Genomic DNA, 24,797 nt, shown 5'->3' with positions numbered 1-24,797 from the left:
GGGCTCAGCCGTCTACGGTCAGGGGCTCGGGGAACTGCGACGCCGACCTCGGAAATGGTGATCCGTGCGTACGTGGTCAGGCACTTTCGCAGTGACCCGTACGCCAGATCTCCTCGCAGTTCCCCGAGCCCCTGGACCGTAGATGCTCAAGCGCCCGCCTACATGCAGCCCCTGTCGGTGCGCGTGATCGCGGGCTAGCATCCGGTGCATGATGCCGATGCCGCCCTCCTGGCCTGCCCGGATCAGGGCACTCGCGGCGGGCGAGCTGACCCCGCCGGCCGTGAAGCCCTCCGCCACCGTGGTGCTGCTGCGGGATGCGGCCCAGGGACCGGAGACGTACCTGCTGCGCCGCCGCACCTCGATGCCGTTCGCCGCCGGGATGTACGCCTACCCGGGCGGCGGTGTCGATCCGCGGGACGCGGAGGCCGAGCTCGGCTGGGCCGGGCCGAGCCCCGCCGAGTGGGGTGAGCGGCTCGGGGTTGACGCCGCCACCGCGCAGGCCGTGGTCTGCGCCGCCGTCCGGGAGACCTTCGAGGAGGCCGGCGTGCTGCTGGCCGGTCCCGATGCCGACAGCATGGCCGACGCTGCGGACTGGTCCGCCGAGCGGGCCGCCCTGGAGGCCCACGAGCTCTCCTTCGCCGACTTCCTGCGGGCGCACGGCCTGCTGCTCCGCTCCGACCTGCTGTCGGCCTGGGCCAGGTGGGTCACGCCGGCCTTCGAGGAACGCCGGTACGACACCTGGTTCTTCGTCGCCGCAATGCCCGCCGGTCAGCGGGCCGCCGACACGGTCGGCGAGGCGGACCGGGTCGCCTGGCTGACGCCCGCCGAGGCGGTCGAGGGTCACGCGGCCGGCCGGTACGGCATGCTGCCGCCGACCGTGACGGTGCTCCGGGAGCTGCGGCCGGCCGGTACGGCGGCGCAGGCGGCCGCCCTGGCGGCGGACCGGAAGATCGAGCCGATCCTCGGTACGGCCGAGCTGGCCGGCGATCGGATCTCAGTGCGATGGTCGGGGTATGAAGAGCTGACCATCGACGGTATTTTTCCTCTCAACTGACCGCTCCGTCCAGGAAGGATCGCCCGATGACCCACAATGACGTGGTTCGCCGTGCGGCGTACCCCCAGCCCACCCTCTCCGTCCGGCCGCTGACGCTCCGTTCGCTGGCGGGGCAGTTCGACCCCGTCCCGGTGGAGCCGTACCTGCGCTCGCTGGTGCGGCCGCTGCACCCGCGCAGCCTGCACCGGATCTGCGAGGGCGGCCGGTGAGCGGTCCGCTTCCTGGTGACCCCGCCGCCGAGATCGGCGGCGGGGCCACCCCCCGGGCGTTCTGCGTCCTGGCGCCGAACCCCTCGCCGATGACGCTGGACGGCACCAACACCTGGCTGCTGTCCGAGCCCGGCTCCGAGCTCGCGGTGGTGATCGACCCGGGCCCGTTGCACGAGGGCCATCTGCGCCGGGTGATCGACATCGCCGAGCAGCAGGGCAAGCGGGTGGCACTGACCCTGCTGACGCACGGTCACCACGACCACGCCGAGGGCGCCGCCCGCTTCGCCGAGCTGACCGGGACCGAGGTCCGGGCGCTCGACCCGGCCCACCGGCTCGGTGGCGAAGGTCTGCACGGCGGCCAGGTGGTCGAGGTCGGCGGGCTGGAGATCCGGGTGGTCGGCACCCCCGGGCACACCGTCGACTCGCTGACCTTCCACCTGCCCGCCGACGGCGCGATCCTGACCGGCGACACCGTGCTCGGCCGGGGCACCACGATGGTCGCCCACCCGGACGGGACGCTCGGCGACTACCTGGACTCGCTGCGCCGTCTGCACACCATGGCCGCCGAGCAGGGCGTCCGCACGGTGCTGCCGGGCCACGGCCCGGTGCTGACCGACGCCCTCGGCGCGGTGGACTACTACCTGGCCCACCGGGCCAACCGGCTGGCCCAGGTGGAGACCGCCGTGGAGGCCGGGTACCGGACCGCCGAGCAGGTGGTCGCCAAGGTCTACGCGGACGTGGACCGCGCGCTCTGGCCCGCCGCCGAGCTCTCCGTGCTGGCGCAGCTGCGCTACCTGGAGGACCACGGCCTGATCTGACGGTCCGTACGCCCGAGGGCCCGTGAGCAGCAGCTCACGGGCCCTCGGGGGTGTTCAGGCAGTCCAGGTGGTCAGCGCGAGCGGCGGGAGAGCCGCTCGACGTCCATCAGGACCACCGCGCGGGCTTCCAGCTTCAGCCAGCCGCGGCCGGCGAAGTCGGCCAGCGCCTTGTTGACCGTCTCGCGGGAGGCGCCGACCAGCTGGGCCAGCTCCTCCTGGGTGAGGTCGTGCGCGACGTGGATGCCCTCGTCGGACTGCACGCCGAATCGGCGGGACAGGTCCAGCAGTGCCTTGGCCACCCGGCCGGGCACGTCGGAGAAGACCAGGTCGGACATCACGTCGTTGGTCCGGCGCAGCCGTCGGGCGATCGCCCGGAGCAGTGCGATCGAGACCTCGGGGCGGGCGTGCAGCCAGGGCTGCAGGTCGCCGTGGCCGAGGCCGAGCAGCTTGACCTCGGTCAGCGCGCTGGCGGTGGCGGTGCGCGGGCCCGGGTCGAAGAGGGAGAGCTCGCCGATCATCTCGCTGGGGCCGAGCACGGCGAGCATGTTCTCCCGGCCGTCCGGGGAGGCGCGGTGCAGCTTGACCTTGCCCTCGGCCACAACGTACAGCCGGTCGCCGGGGTCACCCTCGTGGAAGAGCGACTCGCCACGGGCCAGCGTCACCTCGGTCATGGAGGCACGCAGCTCGCCGGCCTGCTCGTCATCGAGAGCCGCGAACAGCGCGGCACGCCGCAGAACGTCGTCCACGTGCTTCCTCCTGCTGGTGGTGGGTGGTGCTTCCGGTCATGACTTGCCTCACCAAGGATGACGCATGTCGCTCCGATCATATGAGGAGGGGTGCGGGCGGGGAGTACGGTACGGGGCCATTTGTACTCATCAGTGCTCCCCGAACGCCGTAACGGGCAGCTCGTCACCCGTTTGCAGCACCCGTTGGGTGCTCTCGCCCTGGGTGATCGCGGGGAAGTAGGCTGACGAACACTCATGACACGGACATGACCGGCTGGGGCGGTGGCCATGAACGCACGTACCGAACGAGCGACCGAGCCGGAATGGGCGGGCGACGATCAGGAGTGGTGGGACTGGTACATGTCCCTGGCGGTCAACTCCCCTGTGCAGAGCGCTGGTCCCACCGAGGCGCCGAGCCGGCCGCCGGTGCGGCCCGCCACCCCGGGGGAGGTCGCGGGTGCGCTCGACCAGCCCTACCCGCTGGCGGACCGGGCGGTCGAGCGGTTCCGCCGCCGGGGCCACGTCCGGCTGCCCGAGGTGATCCCGCCCGCCGTGCTGGCCGCGCTCGCCGAGCGGACGGACCAACTGCTCGGCGACGTACACGGGTTGGCCAATCCCGGCCGCTTCCTGGCTTTGGAGCAGCTCTGGCTGACCGACCCGCTGCTGCGCAGCGTCGCGCTCTCCCGCCGCCTCGGCGACCTCGCGGCCCGCCTGCTCGGCGCCGACCGGGTACGGCTCTACCACGACAACGTGCTCTCCAAGGAGCCCGGCTGCGGTCGGACCCCCTGGCACCGGGACGCCGACCACTACCCCCTCGACTCCCCGGCCGTGTGCACCAGCTGGATCCCGCTGCACGACGTCCCGGCCGGGATGGGCCCGCTGGCCTGCCTGGACCGTACGGCCGTGCCGCCCGCGCTGGCCGCCACCCCGGCGGTCGCCGACCGGGCGTACGACGGGTTCGTGGCCGCCACCCTGCGAGCCGAGGGGGTCACTCCCGTGCCCGCGCCGTACCGGGCGGGGGAGGTCTCGTTCCATGCCGCCGACTGCTTCCACACCGCCGGGCCGAACCGCACCGACGCCCCGCGCCGGGTGCTCTCCGCCACCTACTACGCCGACGGCACCCGGGTGGTGGCCGGCCCGACCGCGATGAGCGGCCGCTGGACCGACTTCCTCCCCGGCGTCGCGCCTGGCGGCCCGGCCGCATCGCCACTCAACCCGGTGGTCGGCATCCTGGGCTGACCCGGACAGCGTCGCTGCTCCGCCCCGGGGGAATCTGGCAGTTCCTCCCGGGACGGCGACCCTTCGCCCCCGTGGGCCCGGGTCAGTCGCAGATCAGGTGCGCGACTCGGACCGCGATCCGAGCGCCGAAGGCCCGCCCCCCACAGCCTGCTGGGGGATGGTCCTGGTGGCCAGCCGGGCCCGGCGGATCGACTCGGCCATCGTCTCCGCCTCGTCCTCGAACAGCCGGTGCAGGTAGCGGAGCGAGATCGCCCCGGGCAGGTGGCCGCGGTCCGACTCCTGGTACTCGTCGGCGTGTTCTCGCCCAGGTCCACCGCCACCGAGTGGGCGGGGAAGTCGTCCCGTTCGGTGCAGCGGATCCTGGTCCGCACCTGGGCCTGACGCACCATCGAGTCCCAGAACTCGTACCGCTCGGCGGCCGGCAGACCCAGCGTCGTGAACTCGGTTCTGATCAAATCCGCCCCCGGACCTTCCGCCGACCTGTCAGTGGCTATTCCCGCCGGTCGCCAATCGCTTCGCCAGGCCCGCCGGGATCCGAGCGGGACTCAGGTCGCTCCGGTGACCCGGTCGTCGGCGCCCCGGGCTGGGCGGCGATCCACGCCAGGGCCTCGCGGTAGGCGCGGTCCAGCGGGCCGAGCAGCGGACCCTCGGCCGGGATGACGGCGTCCGCGCCGAGGTGTTCGACCAGCCCGGTCCGGCGGAACACCGCGAGGTGGGCGGGCTGGAGACCGGCCAGTACGAGCCGGCCGCCCTCGGCGTGCAGGGTGTCGGTGTAGCGGCGCAGCGCCTTGATGATGGCGGAGGAGGGGATGTCGGGCGCGGCCCGGACCGCGAGGATCAGCACCGCGTCGCGGGCTCCGGCCACCTCGGGCAGCTGAGCGCGCAGGGTGGGGAGTTCGGCGAACAGACTGGTGCCGTCGTAGTCGAGCACGGTGACCTCGCCCGGCGACAGCCGAGCGGGGACGGGACCGGTGGACCACCGGCCCTGCTCGTCCCGGACCAGCGCCACGAACCGGGCCCGGCGGGCGGCCTGGACGCAGTAGAGCAGCAGGGAGAGCACCGCGCCGATCACGATGGCCTGCTGCAGCGGCAGTTGGGTGGTGGCCAGGAAGGTGACCACCATCGCGGCGCCGGAGAGCCTCGAGGTGCGCAGGACGAGCAGGATGTCCTGCCGCTTGCCCCAGATCAGTTCGCCGCCGACCATCAGGATCAGGCCGCCGATCACCGGCATCGGGATCCGCTCGGCGAGCGAGCCGAGCGTCAGCACCACCAGCGCGAGGAAGACCCCGGAGACGACCCCGGCCCAGCGGGTCCTGGCCCCGGCGGCGGCGGCGACGCCGGTCCGGGACAGCGACCCGCCGGAGGGCAGGGCCTGGAACAGGCCGCCGCCCAGGTTGGCGACGCCCTGGGACACGAAGTCGCCGTTGACGCTGGAGCGGCTGCCGTCGGGGTTGGGCATCGAGGGCGCGATGCCCGCCGCCTGGGCGAGCCCGACCAGCGCCACCGACAGTGCGCCGCCGAGCAGATGGGGCATCGCACCCCAGGACGGCGCGGTGAAGGAGGGAAGCGCGGCGGGGATGGCGGCGATGTCCTTGACCAGCTCCACGTCGGTGCCGAGCACCACAACCAGCAGGCTGACCGCGACCATGGCGATCAGCAGCGCCACCGCCTCCAGCCGCCGTACGGTGCGGGCCAGCGCCCAGACCACGACGGTGGCCACCGAGACCAGGGTGGCGGCGAGTTGCCAGTCCCCGATGTGGACGAGCCAGTCGACGAGCTGGGTGAGCTTGTTCTCGCCGCGCGGCTTGTACCCGGTGGCGTCCTTGAGCACGCCGGTGATGATCTGCAGCGCGATGCCGGTGGAGAAACCGACCATCACGGCGTTCGAGACGAAGGCGAGCACCACACCGAGCCGGAGCAGCCCGAGCAGCAGCATCAGCCCGCCGACCAGGACGGTCAGCGCGGCCACGTTGCCGACGTCGTGCGGGTCGAGACCGGCGTCGGCCAGCACGCTCTGCCCGGTGAGCGCGATGGCGCTGGTGAGGGTGGTGACCATCAGGACGGTCGGCGCGGTGAGCGAGCCGAGGATCGGCGGCACCACGCCCGCGTACAGGCCGGAGACCGGGTTGAAGCCCGCGATCGCGGCGTACGCCATGCCCTCCGGGATGGAGAACAGGCCGGTCACCATGCCGGAGGCCAGGTCGGCCGGTTTCGGCCGGCCCAGGCGGGCGGCCAGGGCCCGGGCCCGCAGTGCCGGCGTGCGCGGACCGGGACGGCTCACCAGAGGCCGGTGATCGCGTCGCCGAGGTACTTGGCACCGAGTACGGCGAGCACGGTCGTCATGATCGCGCCGTTGTGGACCGACATCCAGGCCTTCCACTCACCCAGCACGTGGGTCGCGCGGTCGCCGCCGAGCAGGTAGACGCCGAGCGGCAGCAGTGTGCACAGCGAACCGATCAGCACCATCACCACGGCGGCGACGGTCTTGCCGCCCGCACCCGCCGAGCTGGTGGCGATCGACACCGCGCCGCCGAGCGCCAGCACCAGGTTCTTCGGGTTGGCGACCACCAGGACGACCGCCAGCCCGGCCGACTTGGCGGCGGTGAAGCGGTCCACGGCCTGCATCCACTTCGGCGGGGCGGACACGTGCCCCTCGCGCGGCCGCCCGCGCCACTGCTTGACGGCCATCACGACGAACAGCGCTCCCAGGGCGAGCTTGAGCCAGTACGCCCAGGTCGGCTTCTCCCCGTCGGCGGTCAGCCCGCTGCCGAGCACCACGACGGCCGTGACCACTGCGGCCAGCGCACCCAGCCAGCCGGCCGTGAACGCGATCCCGTTGGCCCGGCCACGCGGCGTCGCCAGCATCAGGATCACCGCGATCAACGGCAGCGGACTGATCGCGATCCCCACCGCCGACGACAGCATCGAGCCGATCGCCTCACCCATGGGTCTGCCCCTCTCGGACGTCCGGGCAGGCCGCCTCGGCATACGCCCTGTCCACACCCTTGCGGCAGGCGGCGGGACGTGCGACCCCGGCCCGCCGAACGGGTGAGCGACCCGGTCGGTCTGAGGGTGGGTCAGCCGGCCGCGGAGCTCAGGGAGCCGTGGTGCAGCAGAGTCCGCGCCCGCTCGATCCGACGCAACGTCAGGTAGGCGTGCGGCGAGGCGCCGTACGCCAGCCGGAACTGTCGGCTGAGCTGCCCGGCCGCCATGTCCGCGCTGCGGGCGAGCGCCTCGACGTCCAGCGGTTGCGCGTACTCCCGGTCGATCCGGTCACGCACGCGGCGCAGCCGCGCGAAGTCCTTCAGGCGCTGCGCCGCGATGCGTGCGCTCGCCCAGCCGGGGTGGCACATGGGGATCCCCCTCCCTCGATGATCGAACGGGTTACCGGAGCTCCTGGAACCGGACCAGGTTCCCGGCGGGGTCGCGGACGGCGCAGTCGCGGATGCCGTACGGCTGCTCGGTCGGCTCCTGCACCACCTCGGCGTCGCCCGCCCGGAGCTTCTCGAAGACGCCGTCGAGGTCCGGGGTGGCCAGCAGGATCCAGCCGTAGGTGCCCTTGGCCATCATCTCGACGATGGTCCGGCGCTCGTCCTCGGTCACCCCGGGGTCGGCGGCCGGCGGTGCCAGCAGGATGGACGTGCCGGGCTGGCCGACCGGGCCGACCGTGATCCAGCGCATCTTGCCCTGCCCGACATCGCTGCGGACCTCGAAGCCGAGCACGTCGCGGTAGAAGGCCACCGACGCGTCCGGGTCGTCGTGCGGGAGGAAGGTGGTGTGAATGGTGATGTCCATGGATCTCACGCTAACGGCGGTCCGGTCGGCGCCGCTTCTCGATTCCTGATCGCTTCGGGTCCCCTGACGGCCCGTCGGCTGCGACCTCGCCTTACGGCGTCAGCGCCACTCGAGGACGACGTCGCCGTAGCCGAGTGCGGTGGCGGCGTCCTGGGTGGCGATCTGCTGGGGTTGGGCCCCGGGGGTGAGGGCGGTGACGTACGGCTGCTCGACCTTGCCCTGGACGGAGCGGAAGAGCAGGTGCTTGCCGTCCGGTGAGACGGCGAGGGGAAGGTTCTTGCGGTCGGTCACCGGGAGCAGGTCGGGGCCGGCGCCGTCCGTGGTCTCACTCGAGTCCGCAGGGCGCAGCCGGTCGACGTCGACGGTCCAGAAGTTGTTGAGGTGCTTGGCGTCCGGGCTGGTCCGGTTGTGCGCGCAGAGCAGGGTGTGGTTGTCGACCCAGCCGGACGGCTCGCATTCGAAGTCGGGGAGGCGGAGGAGGCCCGCGGTCGTCGGCGGACCGCTCGCGGTGACGGGGGTGACGCTGCGGCCCTGCCCGGAGACGAAGTCGGCGACCCGCTTGCCGTCGGGGCTGAAGCGCGGGCCCGGGCCGAGCAGGCCGCGCAGTGGCGAACCGCCGAGCAGCAGGATGTTGTCGAGGCTGGTGGGCGGCTCGCCGGCCCACTGTTCGGTGATCTGGTGGGTGCCGGAGGTAGCGCGGCTGGCGATGTGCTGCCGGCGGGCGGCGTCGAGGTGGGTGAACCAGACGCTTTCGCCGTCGGGGGCGAACAGGGCGTCCTGTTCCTTCGGGGTGGTGGTGAAGCCGTCGCCGTCCCCGGTGAGGTCGGTGAACTTGCCGGCGAGGTCGACGTATCCGACGTGGCGCGCGCCGGTCCGGTCGTCGGCGGTGACCACCGCGAGCTTGGTGAAGTCGCGGTCGAAGAGCTGCCGGACCCGAGGGCCGAACGCCGCGTCGGAGGTGGCGGTTCCGCCGGCCGGCTCCTCGTGCGGGAGGTTCTCCGCGCACAGTGAGTAGAGGGCGCTCAGCTCCTCCCGGTCCCGCTTGTCGATCACTACCTGCGCGGGCAGGGTGAACTCCACCGAGGCCACCTTGTTCCAGGTGGACGGGTCGAAGCCCCGGACCCACACCGTGGCGGGCCGGGAGGCGGGTACGGTGCAGCCGGCGCTGATCACCAGGTCCTTGCCCCTGAACGTCGAGCCGCCGGTGCTCGCGCTGCCGGCCGCCGTACCGCCACCCGGCTGCGGCGCGGTCCCGGCCGTTCCCGCTGTCCCCGAGCTGCCGGCGCAGCCGGCCAGCAGCGCCAGCGCGAACGCCGTCGCGACGGCCGGTGCCCGATGCTTGAACCTCATGACTGTCCCCCGTCCCGATGCTTCATCAGAAGTCGGAATAATAAGACAGATTGACGGTGAGTCTGGCCGCCGACCGGATGCGAGAAGGCCACCGTGAGCCGTTCTACCGCTTGAGGTGGGCCAGTACCGCGAGGACCCGGCGGTTGTCGTCAGCGGACGCCTCGATCCGTAGCTTGGCGAAGATGCTCGCGGTGTGCTTGGCGACCGCGCTCTCGCTGATGTGCAGGCTGTTCATGATGGCCGCGTTCGACCTGCCCTCCGCCATCAGTTTCAGCACCTCGTGCTCGCGTGCGGTCAGCTCCGCGGTGTTGCCCCTGGCGTCGCTGCGGGCCAGCAGTTTGGCGATGACCTGGGGGTCCATGACCGTGCCGCCGGCGGCGACGGTGCGCACCGCGTCGATGAACTGGGCGGTGTGGGTGACCCGGTCCTTCAGCAGGTAGCCGATCGCGCCCTGGCCCCCGGCCAGCAGCTCGTGGGCGTACAGCTGGTCGACGTACTGGGAGAGGATCAGGACGGGCAGGCCGGGGCGGATGCGGCGGGCCTGAAGGGCGGCCTGCAGGCCTTCGTCGGTGAAGGTCGGCGGCAGGCGGATGTCGACCACGGCGACGTCCGGCTGCTCCTCGTGCAGCGCGCGCAGCAGGGCCGGGCCGTTGTCCACGGCCGCGACCACGTCGAAGCCGTGTTCCCGCAGGGTCCGGGTCAGCCCGTCCCGGAGCAGGAAGAGGTCTTCGGCGAGGACGACGCGCACGGTATCTCCAAGGTCACGATGGTCGGTCCGCCCTGCGGGCTGTGCAGGGCGAGGGTTCCGTCGAAGCTACTCAGCCTGCGACGGATTCCGGCCAGTCCGCTCCCCCGGGAGGCGTCCGCGCCGCCGTGGCCGTCGTCGGCGACCGTGATCCGCAGGGTGCCGTCCGTGTGGTCCAGGCGGACGCGTACGTCGTGGGCGCCGGAGTGCTTGGCCGCGTTGGCGAGCAGCTCGCCGACCGCGAAGTAGGCGGCCGATTCGACGGCGGCCGGGAGCCGTCCGGGCAGCCGGGCCTCGACGTGGACGTCCAGGAAGCTGTCCAGCGCCAGCGACCGGACGGCATCGCCGAGACCACGGTCGGCGAGGACGGGCGGGAGGATTCCGTGGACCAGGTCCCGCAGGTCCTGGAGCGCCCGGTCCGAGAGGGCCCGCACCTCGGCCAGCAGCTCCCGGACGGCCGGCAGCTCGTGGCCGGTCCGCAACGGCAGGGTGGCCGCCTCCTGGACACCGGTGTCAGGTCGACCGGTGTCCAGGAGACGGGCTGCCCGGTCCACCGTCATGCCCAGGGCGACCAGCCGGGCTTGCGCGCCGTCGTGCAGGTCCCGTTCAATCCGGCGGAGCTCGGCCGCCTGCACATCGAGCGCGTCCGCGCGGGTCTCGGCGAGGTACTCGATCCGGCGGACCAACTCGGTACTGCGCGGAGCGGACAGCGCACGCCGGCTCCAGCGCGCGTGCAGCCGCAGCGCTACGGGGGACAGTCGCAGCCCCGCCACGACGAACGCGACGCCCAGCACGAGGGCGGCCAGCACGGTGGCGGTCGAGTGGACCGGGACGAAGGCGTACCAGTTGCCGTCACCGAGCAGTCGCCAGACGAACGGCTGCACCAGCACGCCGAACACCCCGTACTCGACCAACGCCAGCGGCACGACCACCAGCACGCCCCCCGTACACGGCTCCAACAACGCCCAGCGGAGATCACGCCAGAAACCGTCGTCGCCGAGCAGGCCGACCGCCCGCCTGCGGCCGCTCCCCGGCCCTTCCCCGGCGAGCGGTTCGGGCGGGCTGATCGGCATACCCGTCCAGCGGACCGTCCAGGACCGGTGGCGGTCGGAGAACCGCCGCAGGGCCGTCGCAGTGGGTGGCAACAGGCGAAATCCCACGCCGAGCGGCAGGAGGAGCAGCGCGCAGACCACGAGTCCGCCGACAGCGCCCGCCGCGATGGCGGCCAGCGACAGCAGCTGACACCGCCCGAGGGCGACCCAGCCGCCGACTCCTGTCTTCACGTCAGCGCCCCCGGTGCCCCGCCGTCAGGGCGTACTCCGCCGACGTCCGTGCCGCGGGCAGGGTACGGAGCACCCACGGCACCGCCGCCAGCAGGCAGGCAGCACCGAACAGCACCATGGGCACCACCGCGCCGGATTCCTTGTCCATGAAGAGCAGCATGCCCAGGTTGATCAAGGTGTGAAAACCACCCGCGAGCAGCAGCCGGTTCGCTCGTACGCCTTCCAGGCCCAGACCGAGGACCACCGACATCGCCACGGTGGCCAGCAGGAAGCCGACCGTGTACGCCGGGGCCTGCGCGAAGACCTGTACGTGCCATGCCCCCCACACCAGCCCCACCAGCACCGAGGCGCTGACTGGGCCGAACCGGGTCCGCACCAGCGGCTGGAGCAAGCAGCGCCAGCCGATCTCCTCACTGCACGCGCCCACCAGTTGCGCCAACACGATCAGCACGAAAGGCTCCCGCAGTGCGCGCGGATCGGTCATCCCGGCGGAGCCACCGACCAGCGCGTACGTCCCCGCGCTGAGCGCGACGATCAGCAGCGCCGTGAACAGCAACCGCACCGCCCGGCCCCGCGTCGGGCCACCCTCCGAACCGTCCGCCGGACCGCGTCCCGAACGACCGGGCAGGCTACCGGCGAGCCGGGTCCTGATCCGGGACGGCCACAGCAGCGCCACCACCGCCACCCCGGCAGCCGGCCCGAACTGCGTCAGCTGGACCACCTCCGACGGTATCCCCGTCGCGGGCTGCACCGCCCCCAGTGCCCCCGCCGCCACGAACGCGACGGCCAGGAACACCCCCGTCTCCACCTTCCACCGCCGCATGTTCCGGCCTCCCCGCCGCTCGATCCATACCTGCCGCCATCGACTCTGCCGGTCGACGAACTCACAACCACTGCGCCCAGCTGCCCACATGGGGTGTATTCAGGTACACCCCACCCTCGGGATGACGGAATCACCAGCGCCGCCGACGGCCAGGACCCGGTGTTGCCGGCTCAGTCGGCCGACCTGAGGCTGAATCAGACGACGCGACCGGCGGTAGTGACCGGGCCCGCAGGTTCGGGTCTGTGGCGGGAGTCGGGTCTCGGTCAGACCTGCTCGAAGTGGAACGCCTTGATGAAGCAGTCGCGGGGCTGGGTGATGGCGAAGTGCACGCAGTCGACGAGTGACTGTGCGGTGAGAGTGGAGCCCGCGTCGCGGGGTGCGGCCTCCCACTCCTCGGTGAGTGGGTGGGTGTTGTCGAAGTCGGGCGGGTAGAGGGAAATCACTCGGACGCCTTGCGGGCGGAGGCGCTTGGAGAGGATCTCGGTGAATCCTGCCTGGGCATGCTTGGCCGCGTAGAAGGCGTCGTGGGCGTTGGAGCGATGGTGGCCGGGGGAGCCGCAGGTGGAGACCATGGTGACCACGTCCGGCTTCTCCGAGGCGAGCAGGAGCGGGAGGAACTGCTTGACCGTCAGAACAGTGCCGGTCGCGCCGGACGCGATGGTGTCGATCACGTCCGCGTCGGAGGCGGAGAGCAGGTCCGCTCCTTCGAGCCAGCGGGAGCCGTTGTTGACGAGCACGTCGATATGGTCGGTCTGCTGGGCAACCTGGTCGGCGAAGGTACGGATCGACGCGGGGTCGGTCAGGTCGCAGGCGAAGGCGTGGACTCGTTGGTGGCCCCGGCCCCGTATCTCCTCCCCGACGCGCTCGGCGGCGGCGAGCGTGCGTGCGGAGAGAAAGACTTCGGCTCCGAGATCGGCGAACCGGATGGCAAGAGTCCGGCCGAAGTCCCGACCGGCGGCGGTGATGACGACGCGGTGGTCGTCGAACCTCATCTTGCGCTCCCCCGTTGAGTATTGGCCGGTGTCCCACGTGGGGCGGCTGACATCGGCAGCATAGGTGCCCTTGGTTCTGAAGATCACCGACTGGAGACCTAGGCCAAAAGTCGTTGGCCGGGCACAAGCCGTAGGCGGCCCTGCCTGGTGGAGAGACAGGGAACAAGGTCTGGAAGGCGGAGGTCGATCCGTACGCGCATCCGGAGCTGGACTTCGAGCCGCCGTTCGAGTTGGCGGCGGCCACGGTGCAACCTCGGTGGCGAGGTGCCGGGCCGGCCGGAGGACTTGGTCGCGCCGCCGGCACCGGGCGCTGCTCTTCCCTACGGACGGGCTCGTGCGCATGCCGCTGCCCGAACTCGGCGCGGGCGACGACGAGGAGGTGATCTTGCTCGGCGCGGTCCGTACAGCCGCCTTCGAGTCCGTTGCCAACTCGGACTACGACCAGGCCCACGAGGCATGGGCCGCACGGACCGGCCGGTCGAGCATGGAGGTCCTCGGCCAACTCGGCGGATCACCCTCTTGGCTCCAGAACGACGAAACGCCGTCCTGCCCGTCCTGTGCCCGGGCGATGCCAATCATCGCCCAACTGGAGGAAGGCCCCGACCACACCACAGCGATGAACTTCGGCGGCTGCGGCAGCGCCTGTGTCTTCGCATGTGAGCCCTGCGAGCAGGCCGCGTTCCTGTGGCAGTGCTGACATATTCGGCCACCTTCTTACTTCTCCGGAGCGACCATGACCGACACCCTGCTCAACCATCTTGGCCAGGGTCTCCACGCGGATCTCGTCGTGAGTATCGACCTGAGCGATGACGAGGACGTACCGCCCGCCGCCGCGACCAGGTGGTTCGAGGACACTGTGCACACGCTCGGCCGACTTTCCCGCGCCGACCGGGAATGGCCTGCAGGTCGAACTCCCGGGCTTCCATCTCCGCGAAGTTCGCCGAGCGGCACCAGCCAGGCGGCGTGCAGCAGCCTTCTCTGGGCGGCACGCCATACCGCCAGCTCCCCTCGCAGCTCGTCACCGATGACCTTGAGGTTGAACGGCGGATTGGCGAGGTGGACCGGTCGATTTGAGAGTCGAGCCGCGGCCTCCGCGTTCCCCGGTGGCGTTGAGGCAGCACTGCCCAAGCAAACCCGAACATCGAGGCTTACGGTTCGGCGTAGCCTGCGTGCATGGCAGAGAGCAAGGTCGAGCCGCCCGTGAAGGGGCGCAAGCCGGAGTCGCACCTGGGCATGGTGCGGCGGGCCCGGAAGATCAACCGGGAGTTGGCGGAGGTCTACCCGTACGCGCACCCGGAGCTGGACTTCGAGAACCCGTTCGAGCTGCTGGTGGCCACCGTGCTGTCGGCGCAGACCACCGATCTGAGGGTGAATCAGACCACCCCGGCGCTGTTCGCGAAGTACCCGACGCCGGAGGACATGGCAGCGGCGGTGCCGGAGGAGCTGGAGGAGATCATCCGGCCGACCGGGTTCTTCCGCGCCAAGGCGAGGTCGCTGATCGGGCTGTCGATCGCGCTCCGGGACAACTTCGGTGGTGAGGTGCCCGGCCGCCTGGTGGATCTGGTCACGCTGCCCGGGGTCGGACGGAAGACCGCGAACGTGGTGCTCGGCAACGTGTTCGGCGTGCCGGGGATCACCGTGGACACCCACTTCGGGCGGCTGGCCCGGCGGTTCGGGTGGACCACGGACGAGGACCCGGTCAAGGTCGAGGCGACGGTGGCGGAGATCTTCCCGAAGTCCGAGTGGACGATGCTCTCGCACCGGGTGGTGTTCCACGGCCGCCGGATCTGCCACGCCCGCCGCCCGGCCTGCGGGGCCTGCCCGATCGCCGCGCTCTGCCCGTCCTACGGAGTCGGCGAAACCGACCCCGAGAAGGCCGCGAAGCTGCTGAAGTACGAGAAGGGTGGCCAGCCGGGCCAACGGCTCAAGCCGCCGGCCGACTACCCGGGCGAGCCCGCGCCACCGGCCGGGACGGTGACGGTGGAGGTGTCCGGGTGACGGGGCTGGCGGAACTGATCGAGCGGGACGGGCTGCCGCGGTGGCTGCTGCCGGTACGGGAGGCGGCCGAGACCGTCCGGCCCGAGCAGCTCAGCAGGTTCCTGCCGCCGGCCCAGGGGGGCCGGGCCTCGGCCGTGCTGGTGCTGTTCGGTGACGGTCCCTCAGGTCCTGACCTGCTGCTGATCGAGCGGGCCAGGGCGCTGCGCTCGCACGCCGGCCAGCCGTCCTTCCCGGGCGGTGCGCTGGACCCGGTGGACGGCGACCCGGCGAGTGTCGGCCCGGTGGCCGCCGCGCTGCGCGAGGCGGAGGAGGAGACCGGCCTCGACCCGGCCGGGGTGCAGGTGTTCGCGGTCCTGCCCGCGCTGTACATCCCGGTCAGCGACTTCGTGGTGACCCCCGTGCTGGGTTGGTGGCGCCGGGAGACCCCGGTCGCGCCGGTCGATCCGGCCGAGACGGGTGCGGTGTTCCGGGTGCCACTGACCGAGCTGACCGACCCGGCCAACCGGGCCCGGCTGCGGCACCCGTCCGGCCATGTCGGCCCGGCCTTCGAGGTGGCGGGCCGGCTGGTCTGGGGCTTCACGGCGGGTGTGATCGACCGGGTGCTGCACTACAGCGGCCTGGAACGGGAGTGGGACAGCTCCCGGACGGTCAGCCTGTAGCGGCCGACGTGCGGGAGTTGCACGGCGTCACCGGGTGTACCGCCGTTCGGGCGTCGGCCCATGGGAGGGTAGCCGGGTGAATGTCCTGGATCTGCTGCTGATCGTCGCCGCGCTGGGTTTTGCCGTGACCGGCTACCGGCAGGGCTTCGTGGTCGGCGTGCTGTCGGTGCTCGGGTTCCTGAGCGGCGGTCTGATCGCCGTCCAGCTGCTCCCGCTGCTGCTGCGCCACCTCGACCCCGGCACGGTGGCCTCGGTGGTCGCGGTCGTGGTGGTGATCGTCTTCGCCGCGATCGGCCAGGCGGTGACCACTCACTTCGGCTGGAAGCTGCGCGGCCACATCGGCCGGCGCCCGGCCAGGACGCTGGACGCGGTCGGCGGCTCGGTGGTCAACGTGATCTCGATGCTGCTGGTCGCCTGGCTGATCGGCTCCGCGCTGGCGGGCACCTCGCTGCCGACCGTCTCCAAGCAGGTCCGGACCTCCGAGGTGCTCGGCGGGGTGCAGTCCGCGCTGCCGGCGGACGCGCCGAACTGGTTCTCCGACTTCACCAAGGCGCTGGCCAGGAACGGCTTCCCACAGGTCTTCAACCCCTTCGAGCGGGAGTCGATCACCGAGGTGGAGCCGCCCGACCCGGCGCTGGCCGCCAGCCCGGTGGTGGCGAAGGCCCGGCAGAGCCTGGTCAAGGTGGTCGGCACCGCCACCGCCTGCGGCAAGACCCTGGAGGGCACCGGCTTCGTGTTCGCCCCGCACCGGGTGATGACCAACGCCCACGTGGTCGGCGGCGTGGACGAGCCGACCGTGCAGATCGGCGGCACCGGCCAGCTCTACGACGCCACCGTGGTCCGCTACGACTGGCAGCGCGACATCGCGGTGCTGGATGTGCCGAAGCTGAACGCCCCGGCGCTGAGCTTCGCCGACGAGGCGAAGACCAACGACAGCGCGATCGTCGCGGGCTTCCCGGAGAACGGCGCGTTCAACGTCCAGCCCGCCCGCATCCGGGGCCGGATCCAGGCCAACGGCCCGGACATCTACCACCGCGGCCAGGTGGTCAGGGACGTCTACTCGGTGCGCTCGCTGGTCCGGCAGGGCAACAGCGGCGGCCCGCTGCTCACCCCGGACGGCCGGGTGTACGGGGTGGTCTTCGCCAAGTCGCTGGACAGCTCGGACACCGGCTACGTGCTGACCGCCGCCGAGGTGCGCGGCGAGGCGCAGGCCGGCGCGGGCGCCACCACCAGGGTCGACACCGAGGGCTGCGCGCTCTGATCCTCCGCCCCGTCCGCCGCCGACTGGTAGCGTCGCCCCGGGCTCACCCGTTCGGCTCAACAGCCGTGCGGCACAACGGGTCCGACGGCAGGTCAGACGCAGTACGGGGCATTGGAGGACGGCCGGTCATGATGGGTCACTCGCACGCGGTCAGCGGAGCGATGCTGTACGCGGGCACCGCGCCGTTCCTGGCGCCGATGCTGTTCGACGTCCACCTGGCGCCCGCCGACGTCATGATGGGCACCATCCTGGCGGCCGGTGCGGCACTGCTGCCCGACCTGGACCACCACGACGGGACGATCGCCAACTTCCTCGGCCCGATCTCCAAGGCGCTCTGCCGCTTCGTCGCCTGGGCCTCCGGCGGGCACCGGAAGGCCACCCACTCGCTGCTGTTCGTCGCGCTGATGGGTGGCGGCACCTGGGCGGGCGTCAGCTTCCTGGGCCGCAACTTCACCCTGGCGATGACGTTCTTCCTGCTCGCGCTGGCGATCCGGGCACTGCGGCTGCACCCGCCGGGCGACGGGCCGACGATGTGGATCACCATCATCGGCCTCTCGGTGCTCGGCACCGCCGGGATGAACAACTGGATGCCCAACGCGCCCGGCTGGCTGCCGTACGCGGTCGCGCTGGGCACCCTGGCGCACCTGCTGGGCGACTGCCTGACCAAGAAGGGCGCGCCACTGCTCTGGCCGCACAAGGAGCGTTACGAGGTGGTGCTGATCAAGCGCACCGGCAACTCGGTGGAGACCAAGGTGCTGGTGCCGATCATGTCGGTGGCGACCTTCGTGCTGCTCTGGTTCACGGCGGTCTCGCCGACCGTGCTCACCTGACGGCGGTTCTGACGTCGGCTCACTCCTCGCGACGGAGGCGCGCCCCCACCCAGCGGGCGCGCCGCTGGAGGATGCGCGGGATGCCCATCGGATGCGCCTCTGTCTCGCGCTGGCGGCCGATCCGGCCGTAGGTCTCGTACTCGTGTGGTTCGGGGTGCTGCTGCTGCGAGCTGCTGGTGCGGCGTCGTCGGCGCGTGACAGCTTCGCGGTCGGGCATCCAGGTCATACCGGATGGATGCCCGCCCATCGGGCGGCGTAACCGCGACCGGATGACCCGACTGTCCTATGCACTTGTCATATGAACATGCGTCAAGTCCGGCGACCCGGGCCGCCGTCGGCCGGTCAGCTCTGGTGCTCCCTGACCCACTCGATCAGCTCCGCCGAGAACTCGGCCGGCGCCTCCTCGTGCGGGAAGTGCCCGACCCCGGGCAGCAGCCGCCAGCGGTACGGCGCCTCGACGAACTCGCCCGCGCCCAGCGCGGTGTGCGAGAGCAGCACCGGATCGGCCGCCCCCTGGATGTGCAGGGTCGGCGCGGTGATCGGCTTCTTCATCCGGCGGGCGAACTGGATGCCGTCCGGCCGCGCCATCGAGCGCAGCAGCCAGCGGTACGGCTCGATCGAGCAGTGCGCGGTGCTCGGGATCTGCACCGCCTGCCGGTACGCGTGCAGGGCCTCGGCGTCCGGCTGGTTGGGTCCGCTCCACTCGGTGAGGTAGCGGCCGACCAGGGCCGCGTCGTCCGCGACCAGGCGGCGCTCCGGCACCCAGGGGCGCTGGAAGTTCAGCACGTGGTCGAAGGCGGCCATCTGCCGACGGTCCGTCAGCAGGGCCCGGCGCAGCTGCCGGGGGTGGGCGGCGGAGACCACGGTCAGGCTGCGGATCACCGAGGGCCGCATCACGGCCGCCACCCAGGCCAGCGAACCGCCCAGGGCGTGCCCGACCAGGTGCGCCTGCCGCTCGCCGAGCGAGCGGATCACGCCGGTGATGTCCAGCGCCAGGTTGCCGGGGTCGTAGCCGCGCGGGGTGCGGTCGCTGCCGCCGACCCCGCGCAGGTCCAGCGCCACCGCCCGGAAACCGGCCTCGGCCAGCGCGGTCAGCTGGTGCCGCCAGGCCCACCAGTACTCGGGCCAGCCGTGCACCAGCAGTACCAGCGGGCCCTCACCGGCCTCGGCGATGTGGAACCGGGCGCCGTTCGCCGCCAGGTCGCGGTGGGTCCATGGTCCGGCCGAGCGGAGCTCCCACGGGGTCTCGGTGATCTCGGTCCTCGGGGTACTGGCCCGGGAGGGCATGGGCATCTGGTCCAGCGGCATACGGAGAGCGTGTCACACCCGATTGCCGAACGCGTCTCCGGCACTCGCCGGTGCTGTGAATGCTCTGTGACACCGGCGCCGTTGGCGGTCGGCGCGGTGGGGTCAGGAGCACGGGGTCAGGAGCACGGGGTCAGGAGCGCCGGGTCAGGGGCGGCGGCCCAGGCCCCGGTCGATCTCCTCCTGGGTGGCCGGCCGCGGCCGGGCGTTCTTCAGGACGTCCGCGGTCTTCTGCGCGCCCTCGATGGTGCGGTGCGGCTTCTCGATCTTCTTGAACGAGCGCAGCGCCAGCAGCCCGAGCAGCGCGGCCAGCAGCAGGTAGGCCCCGGCCACGATCAGGAACGACCAGCCGAGGGTCAGCCCGAGCGCCTGCAGCCCGTACGCGGCGGCGAAGCTCAGCATCGGCACCGCGGCCAGCGCGACCACACCGGCGACGGCGAGCGAGACGCCGCCGGAGACCCCGCGCTTGACGTCCTGTCGGATCTCCGCCTTGGCGAGTGCGATCTCGTCGTGCACCAGGGCGGACAGGTCGGCGGTGGCCGCCGCGAACAGCTGCCCTACCGAACGCTCGCCCTCGTAGGGCGCCCGGGCGTCGCTGGTCGGGTCTGCGGTTCCTGCGGGCATCAGCGGTTCTCCTTCACGAGGCCGGTTCACGAGGCCGGGCAGTTGCGGTGGCGGGTTTGTTGCCGACAGCTCTGAATCATGCCCCTAGCGGCCAGTCCGGCACCACTCCGGGGCACCCCTCGGGCGACGGCGTGTCACCTGACGGGACCTCAGGGGTGATGCCGGGTCAGTGCGCAGGCTGCTGGTAGACGTCGGGGATGCCGTCGTTGTCCGAGTCGAGGTTCTCCTCGTCCACCAGCTGCTGGTAGTGCCGGTTGCGGAGTTTGAGCAGCACGGTGGCGACCAGCGCGCAGAGCAGCGAGCCGACCAGTACGGCGGCCTTGGCCCGGTCGGCCAGCGCCGGGTCGTCCGGGAAGGCCAGTTCGCTGATCAGCAGCGAGACGGTGAAGCCGATGCCCGCCAGGGTCGAGACCGCGAACAGGTCGGCCCATCGGAGCTGCGGGTTCAGCTCGGCCCTGGTGAATCTGGCGGCCAGCCAGGTGCCACCGAAGATGCCCACCGTCTTGCCGACCAGCAGGCCGAGCACGATGCCGAGCGGCGCCGCCTGGGTGAACACCTCGCCGAGCGCCGGGCCGCTGATCGACACCCCGGCCGCGAACAGGGCGAAGACCGGCACCGCGAAGCCCGCCGACAGCGGCCGGACCTGGTGCTCGATGTGCTCACCGGGGGAGACCTTCTCGTCCCCGACCTTGTGGCAGCGCAGGATCAGGCCCATGGCGACACCGGAGACGGTGGCGTGCACCCCGCTCTCGTGCATCAGCGCCCAGATCAGGAAGGCCAGCGGCACGTACAGGTACCAGCCGTGCACCCCGTGCCGGTGCAGGAACCAGAACAGCACCAGACCGGCCACCGACAGCCCGAGCGCCCAGAACTCGATGCCCGAGCTGTAGAACACCGCGATGATCAGGATCGCGATCAGGTCGTCCACCACGGCCAGCGTGAGCAGGAACGCCCGCAGCGCGGACGGCAGGTGACTGCCCACCACGGCCAGCACACCGAGCGCGAAGGCGATGTCGGTGGCGGTCGGGATGGCCCAGCCGCCCGGGTGCCCGCCGGGGCCCGAGTTGGCCACCGCGTAGACGATCGCGGGCAGTGCCACGCCGCAGACCGCCGCCACCACCGGCAGCATCGCGGCGCTCGGGCTGCGCAGCTCACCCGCGACGAACTCGCGCTTGAGCTCGATCCCGGCCACGAAGAAGAAGATGGTCAGCAGCCCGTCCTTGGCCCAGGCGTCCAGGCTGAGGTCGAGGTGCAGCGGCGAGGACGGGCCGATGGTGTACTCGCGGACGGTGTCGTACGAGCCGGGCCAGAGGTTCGCCCAGAGGAGCGCCGCGGCGGCGGCCAGCAGGAGGAGGATGCCGCCCACGGTCTCGGTGCGCAGCGCGTCGGTGAGGTACGTCCGCTCGGGCAGCGAGAGCCGTCCGAGGAACTGACGGCGGGTCGGGGTGGGCGGTGGCGTGGCCACGACGGGAGACCTCCAGGGCGGGGAGCGGCAAACGGATACACCGGTGGTGCGGTGCCGACCAGTCTTCCCGGCGCGCCTCAGAAATCTTGTTGTGTTTTTGACAGTCTAACGGGCGGGCTCTGGGACCTTGAGGCGGTGTCCGGTTTGCCTATTTTATGAAGAGAACTGACTTCCGCTCGGGATCTCGGCGGCCGACCGGTGCGCGCCCCTTCCGTGCGCTCGCTCGGATGGCTGCCGCACGGTGCGGCCGGGCGGTGGCATTCCTATCGTCAGGGGCATATGCCGCCCGGTCCGGGCGGTTTTCTCCTGATCCCGGAGCTCCTGATGTCCAGTCAGATAACCGACGACCGTCCCGCGCCCCCGTTACCGAACCTCTCCCCGGAGCTGGCCCAGCTGCTCCGGCCCCTGTTCAGCGGGGTCTCGCCGACCGGCGGCGTCGCGGTCGCCGTCATCCGGGGCAACGAACGGACGGTGGTCTGCCGGGGGTACGCCGACCGGTCCGGCGCCCGTCCGGTGCGCGCCGACACCCGCTTCGCGCTCGGCTCGGTCACCAAGACCTTCACCGGACTGCTGCTCGCCGAGATGGTCGCCAGCGGCGAGGTCCGGTACGAGGATCCGATCGACCGCTACCTGCCCGCCGAGGTGCTGCCCGGCTACCCGCAGGACCGGCCGATCACCCTGCTGCACCTGGCCACCCACACCTCGGGCCTGCCCCGGCTGCCGGTCGGCCTGCTGCCCTCGGCGCTGCCGCGCTGGTTCACCGCCCCGTACGCCACCTTCAGCCGGCCGCACCTGCTCCGGGCGCTGCCGCGGACGCCGGTCCGGGGCATGCCGGGAGCGCAGGTCCGCTACTCCAGCCTCGGCTGCGGGCTGCTCGGGCTGGCGCTGGAGAGTGCGGCCGGGGTCCGGTACGAGGAGCTGCTGGCCAGCCGGATCTGTGGCCCGCTCGGCCTGATCGACACCTCCTGTGCACCGGACCGGGAGCCGTTGCACGGCTACCGGCGAGGCCGTCGGGTGCCGTCGTTCCGGCTGCCGGCCCTGCCGGGTGCGGCCGCGCTCAGCTCGACGGCGGACGACATGCTGCGCTACCTGCAGGCGCACCTGGCGGTGGACGCGGTGCCGATCGCGGACCGGGGCGGCGCGGCCGCCGCGCTGAAGGCGGCGCTGCGGGAGGTCCGGCTGCCCCGGGTCGAGCGGCGGCGGTCCGGCGCCCGGATCGCGCTGACCTGGAACCAGCGGACGGTGGAGGAGGGCGAGTTGGTCTTCCACGCGGGGGTGACGGGCCCGCTGCGCGGCCGTGGCGCTTCGGCCGAGGCCTCGGGGGGCCGGGACGGCGGGGCGGCCTCGGCGGTGTTCGCCGGGTTCAACCCGGTGGCCCAGGTGGGTCTGGTCGCGATGGCCAGCACACTGCCGGGGCTGCGGCGCCGGTTCACCCAGACCGCGTACGCGACGCTGCGCCGCTTGGCGGGCTGAGCGGGGGCCGGCCAGGAACAGCACTGCGGCGGGGGGCGGCCGCCCGGCAGCTGGGACTGGATCAGGTTCATCACCGAGGCGTCGGCCAGGGTGGTGGTGTCGCCGACCTCGCGGCCCTCGGCGATGTCGCGCAGCAGGCGGCGCATGATCTTGCCGGAGCGGGTCTTCGGCAGCTCGCTGACCACCTTGATCTGCTTCGGCTTGGCGATCGGGCCGAGCGTCCTGCCGACGTGGTTGCGCAGTTCGGCGACCAGGTCCTCGGTCTCGGTGGCCGTGCCGCGCAGGATCACGAAGGCGACGATCGCCTGGCCGGTGGTGGCATCGGTCGCGCCGACCACCGCCGACTCGGCCACCGCGGGGTGGCCGACCAGGGCGGACTCGACCTCGGTGGTGGAGATGTTGTGGCCGGAGACCAGCATCACGTCGTCCACCCGGCCGAGCAGCCAGATGTCGCCGTCCTCGTCCTTCTTCGCGCCGTCACCGGCGAAGTACCGGCCCTGGAAGCGGGACCAGTAGGTGTCGATGTAGCGCTGGTCGTCGCCCCAGATGGTGCGCAGCATGGAGGGCCACGGCTCGGTCAGCACCAGGTAGCCGCCGGAGCCGTTCGGCACCTCGTTGGCCTCGTCGTCCACCACCGTGGCGGCGATGCCGGGCAGGGCGCGCTGGGCGGAGCCCGGCTTGGTCTCGGTGACGCCCGGCAGCGGGCTGATCATCATCGCGCCGGTCTCGGTCTGCCACCAGGTGTCGACGATCGGCGTCTTGTTGCCGCCGATGTGCTCGCGGTACCAGATCCACGCCTCGGGGTTGATCGGCTCGCCGACGCTGCCCAGCACCCGGAGGCTGGAGAGGTCGAACTTGGCGGGGATGTCGTCGCCCCACTTCATGAAGGTGCGGATCGCGGTCGGCGCCGTGTAGAGGATGGTGACGCCGTACTTCTGCACGATCTCCCAGAACCGGCCCTGGTGCGGGGTGTCCGGGGTGCCCTCGTAGATCACCTGGGTGGCGCCGTTGGCGAGCGGCCCGTAGACGATGTACGAGTGCCCGGTGACCCAGCCGATGTCGGCGGTGCACCAGTAGACGTCGGTCTCCGGCTTGAGGTCGAACACCGCGTGGTGGGTGTAGGCGGCCTGGGTCAGGTAGCCGCCGGAGGTGTGCAGGATGCCCTTGGGCTTTCCGGTGGTGCCGGAGGTGTACAGGATGAAGAGCGGGTGCTCGGCGTCGTGTGCCTCGGGGGTGTGCTCGGTGGACTGGCGCGCGGTGATCTCGTGCCACCAGACGTCCCGGCCCTCGGTCCAGGCGACGTCCTCGCCGGTGCGGCGGATGACCAGGACCTTCTCGACGCCCTCGACCTTGGTCAGCGCCTCGTCGATGGCGGGCTTGAGCGCGGAGGGCTTGCCACGGCGGTAGCCGCCGTCGGCGGTGATCACCAGCTTGGCGTCGGCGTCCTGGATCCGGGAGGCCACGGCGTCGGCCGAGAAGCCGCCGAAGACCACCGAGTGGGTGGCGCCGATCCGGGCGCAGGCGAGGATCGCCACGACCGCCTCGGCGATCATCGGCAGGTAGACCGCGACCCGGTCGCCCTTGCGGACACCGAGCTCCAGCAGCGCGTTGGCGGCCTGCGAGACCTCGTCCTTGAGCTGCGCGTAGGTGATCGAGCGGCTGTCGCCGGGCTCACCCTCGAAGTGGATCGCCACCCGGTCGCCGTTGCCGGCCTCGACGTGGCGGTCCACGCAGTTGTACGCCACGTTGAGCTTGCCGTCGGCGAACCACTTGGCGAACGGCGGGTTCGACCAGTCCAGCGTCTCGGTGGGCTCGACCGCCCAGCTGAGGCGGCGGGCCTGCTCGGCCCAGAAGCCGAGCCGGTCCTCGGAGGCCTGCGCGTACGCGGCCGCGGTGACGTTGGCGTCGGCCGCCAGCTCCGCCGGGGGAGCGAAGCGGCGCTCCTCCTTGAGCAGGTTGGCCAGGCTCTCGTTGCTCAACGCGCACTCCTCATCGAGTCTCAGTCTGCCGGGAGATCCCGTGCGGAAGGGATTGTCCCGTGTGTCCCAGCGCACAGCTCACCAGGCGAACCGCCATGTTGACAAGAGGCACCGGAGAATTGGTGTAGACCTTTGACCGACTGGGGCGGTCTGTCCGGTGCCGAGAGTCC

General features: G+C 71.8%; 23 protein-coding genes and 2 pseudogenes. 10 read left to right on the top strand and 15 right to left on the bottom strand.

All coding sequences use genetic code 11. The features are described from left to right. Window positions 1–208: 208 nt before the first annotated feature. From ASC99_RS14885 to ASC99_RS14875, 3 genes are read left to right on the top strand one after another with little or no spacing between them, the layout of a single operon-like run. A complete protein-coding gene (locus ASC99_RS14885) occupies window positions 209–1,054 on the top strand; it encodes an NUDIX domain-containing protein (protein WP_082598321.1) in 846 nt (281 codons plus the stop codon). A 26-nt stretch (window positions 1,055–1,080) separates the two neighbouring features. Then, window positions 1,081–1,263 (top strand): hypothetical protein, encoded by a 183-nt coding sequence (locus ASC99_RS14880; protein ID WP_057232063.1) that lies wholly within the window; start codon window positions 1,081–1,083, stop codon window positions 1,261–1,263. Next, on the top strand, window positions 1,260–2,081 hold the full coding sequence (locus ASC99_RS14875; RefSeq protein ID WP_235502505.1) for an MBL fold metallo-hydrolase: 822 nt from the start codon (window positions 1,260–1,262) through the stop codon (window positions 2,079–2,081). The genes ASC99_RS14880 and ASC99_RS14875 overlap by 4 nt, the downstream gene beginning before the upstream one ends. Before the next feature lie 71 nt (window positions 2,082–2,152). Here the strand turns inward: ASC99_RS14875 and ASC99_RS14870 are convergent, their stop codons facing one another. Continuing rightward, window positions 2,153–2,827 carry a Crp/Fnr family transcriptional regulator gene (locus ASC99_RS14870; RefSeq protein WP_030392646.1) on the bottom strand — a complete coding sequence of 225 codons (675 nt, stop codon included), beginning with the start codon at window positions 2,825–2,827 and terminating at the stop codon, window positions 2,153–2,155. A gap of 267 nt (window positions 2,828–3,094) precedes the next feature. Between ASC99_RS14870 and ASC99_RS14865 the strand changes: the two genes are divergently transcribed. After that, the gene (locus ASC99_RS14865) at window positions 3,095–4,045 is read left to right on the top strand and encodes a phytanoyl-CoA dioxygenase family protein (RefSeq protein WP_057232060.1); all 951 of its coding nucleotides are present in this window, start codon (window positions 3,095–3,097) and stop codon (window positions 4,043–4,045) included. Window positions 4,046–4,535: 490 nt separating this feature from the next. Here the strand turns inward: ASC99_RS14865 and ASC99_RS14860 are convergent, their stop codons facing one another. From ASC99_RS14860 to ASC99_RS14820, 9 genes and pseudogenes are all read right to left on the bottom strand, one after another. Continuing rightward, complete coding sequence (locus tag ASC99_RS14860) at window positions 4,536–6,326, bottom strand: SulP family inorganic anion transporter (RefSeq protein ID WP_235502504.1); 1,791 nt, start codon at window positions 6,324–6,326, stop codon at window positions 4,536–4,538. Continuing rightward, window positions 6,323–6,991 carry a GAP family protein gene (locus tag ASC99_RS14855; protein WP_057232059.1) on the bottom strand — a complete coding sequence of 223 codons (669 nt, stop codon included), beginning with the start codon at window positions 6,989–6,991 and terminating at the stop codon, window positions 6,323–6,325. Before ASC99_RS14855 ends, ASC99_RS14860 begins: the two co-directional genes overlap by 4 nt. Before the next feature lie 146 nt (window positions 6,992–7,137). Continuing rightward, a pseudogene (locus ASC99_RS14850) lies at window positions 7,138–7,398 on the bottom strand (helix-turn-helix domain-containing protein); the annotation flags it as partial. A gap of 31 nt (window positions 7,399–7,429) precedes the next feature. Then, on the bottom strand, window positions 7,430–7,840 hold the full coding sequence (locus ASC99_RS14845; RefSeq protein WP_057232058.1) for a VOC family protein: 411 nt from the start codon (window positions 7,838–7,840) through the stop codon (window positions 7,430–7,432). A 99-nt stretch (window positions 7,841–7,939) separates the two neighbouring features. Next, on the bottom strand, window positions 7,940–9,190 hold the full coding sequence (locus tag ASC99_RS14840; RefSeq protein ID WP_057232057.1) for a hypothetical protein: 1,251 nt from the start codon (window positions 9,188–9,190) through the stop codon (window positions 7,940–7,942). A 103-nt stretch (window positions 9,191–9,293) separates the two neighbouring features. After that, window positions 9,294–9,938 (bottom strand): response regulator transcription factor, encoded by a 645-nt coding sequence (locus ASC99_RS14835; protein WP_057232056.1) that lies wholly within the window; start codon window positions 9,936–9,938, stop codon window positions 9,294–9,296. After that, complete coding sequence (locus tag ASC99_RS14830) at window positions 9,890–11,218, bottom strand: sensor histidine kinase (RefSeq protein WP_235502503.1); 1,329 nt, start codon at window positions 11,216–11,218, stop codon at window positions 9,890–9,892. Before ASC99_RS14830 ends, ASC99_RS14835 begins: the two co-directional genes overlap by 49 nt. Before the next feature lies 1 nt (window position 11,219). Beyond that, complete coding sequence (locus ASC99_RS14825) at window positions 11,220–12,041, bottom strand: CPBP family intramembrane glutamic endopeptidase (RefSeq protein WP_057232055.1); 822 nt, start codon at window positions 12,039–12,041, stop codon at window positions 11,220–11,222. A 263-nt stretch (window positions 12,042–12,304) separates the two neighbouring features. Further along, window positions 12,305–13,033, bottom strand: a complete 729-nt coding sequence (locus tag ASC99_RS14820; protein ID WP_057232054.1) for an SDR family oxidoreductase — start codon at window positions 13,031–13,033, stop codon at window positions 12,305–12,307. Between the two features lie 334 nt (window positions 13,034–13,367). Here ASC99_RS14820 and ASC99_RS39715 point away from each other — a divergent pair, with 334 nt between their 5' ends. The 5 genes from ASC99_RS39715 (at window position 13,368) to ASC99_RS14790 (ending at window position 17,781) form a co-directional block, all read left to right on the top strand. After that, a complete protein-coding gene (locus tag ASC99_RS39715; protein WP_200948332.1) occupies window positions 13,368–13,730 on the top strand; it encodes a hypothetical protein in 363 nt (120 codons plus the stop codon). A 476-nt stretch (window positions 13,731–14,206) separates the two neighbouring features. Then, window positions 14,207–15,031, top strand: coding sequence for an endonuclease III (gene nth, locus ASC99_RS14805; protein ID WP_057232050.1), 825 nt, complete (start codon window positions 14,207–14,209; stop codon window positions 15,029–15,031). Next, window positions 15,028–15,690: a CoA pyrophosphatase gene (locus ASC99_RS14800; RefSeq protein ID WP_057232048.1), complete on the top strand. Its 663-nt coding sequence runs from the start codon at window positions 15,028–15,030 to the stop codon at window positions 15,688–15,690. Before nth ends, ASC99_RS14800 begins: the two co-directional genes overlap by 4 nt. 76 nt (window positions 15,691–15,766) lie before the next feature. After that, the gene (locus ASC99_RS14795) at window positions 15,767–16,951 is read left to right on the top strand and encodes a MarP family serine protease (protein WP_057232046.1); all 1,185 of its coding nucleotides are present in this window, start codon (window positions 15,767–15,769) and stop codon (window positions 16,949–16,951) included. Between the two features lie 128 nt (window positions 16,952–17,079). Further along, window positions 17,080–17,781: a metal-dependent hydrolase gene (locus ASC99_RS14790; protein WP_057232044.1), complete on the top strand. Its 702-nt coding sequence runs from the start codon at window positions 17,080–17,082 to the stop codon at window positions 17,779–17,781. 19 nt (window positions 17,782–17,800) lie between these two features. Here ASC99_RS14790 and ASC99_RS14785 read toward each other — a convergent pair whose 3' ends face one another. From ASC99_RS14785 to nhaA, 4 genes are all read right to left on the bottom strand, one after another. Then, on the bottom strand, window positions 17,801–18,007 hold the full coding sequence (locus ASC99_RS14785) for a hypothetical protein (RefSeq protein ID WP_057232042.1): 207 nt from the start codon (window positions 18,005–18,007) through the stop codon (window positions 17,801–17,803). A gap of 116 nt (window positions 18,008–18,123) precedes the next feature. Then, window positions 18,124–19,068, bottom strand: coding sequence for an alpha/beta fold hydrolase (locus ASC99_RS14780; protein WP_157531550.1), 945 nt, complete (start codon window positions 19,066–19,068; stop codon window positions 18,124–18,126). A gap of 165 nt (window positions 19,069–19,233) precedes the next feature. After that, a complete protein-coding gene (locus tag ASC99_RS14775; protein ID WP_057232040.1) occupies window positions 19,234–19,710 on the bottom strand; it encodes a phage holin family protein in 477 nt (158 codons plus the stop codon). A gap of 166 nt (window positions 19,711–19,876) precedes the next feature. Continuing rightward, window positions 19,877–21,175, bottom strand: a complete 1,299-nt coding sequence (gene nhaA, locus ASC99_RS14770) for a Na+/H+ antiporter NhaA (protein WP_057232038.1) — start codon at window positions 21,173–21,175, stop codon at window positions 19,877–19,879. 324 nt (window positions 21,176–21,499) lie between these two features. On the opposite strand from nhaA, the gene ASC99_RS37175 reads away from it, so the two are divergent. Continuing rightward, the gene (locus ASC99_RS37175; RefSeq protein WP_057240926.1) at window positions 21,500–22,648 is read left to right on the top strand and encodes a serine hydrolase; all 1,149 of its coding nucleotides are present in this window, start codon (window positions 21,500–21,502) and stop codon (window positions 22,646–22,648) included. 44 nt (window positions 22,649–22,692) lie between these two features. Here the strand turns inward: ASC99_RS37175 and acs are convergent. Then, window positions 22,693–24,651 (bottom strand): annotated as a pseudogene (gene acs / locus ASC99_RS14760) (acetate--CoA ligase); the annotation flags it as partial. Window positions 24,652–24,797: the final 146 nt, after the last annotated feature.

The organism is Kitasatospora sp. Root107 (assembly GCF_001424875.1).
GTDB lineage: Bacteria > Actinomycetota > Actinomycetes > Streptomycetales > Streptomycetaceae > Kitasatospora.
This window is presented reverse-complemented; position numbering and strand designations above follow the sequence as displayed.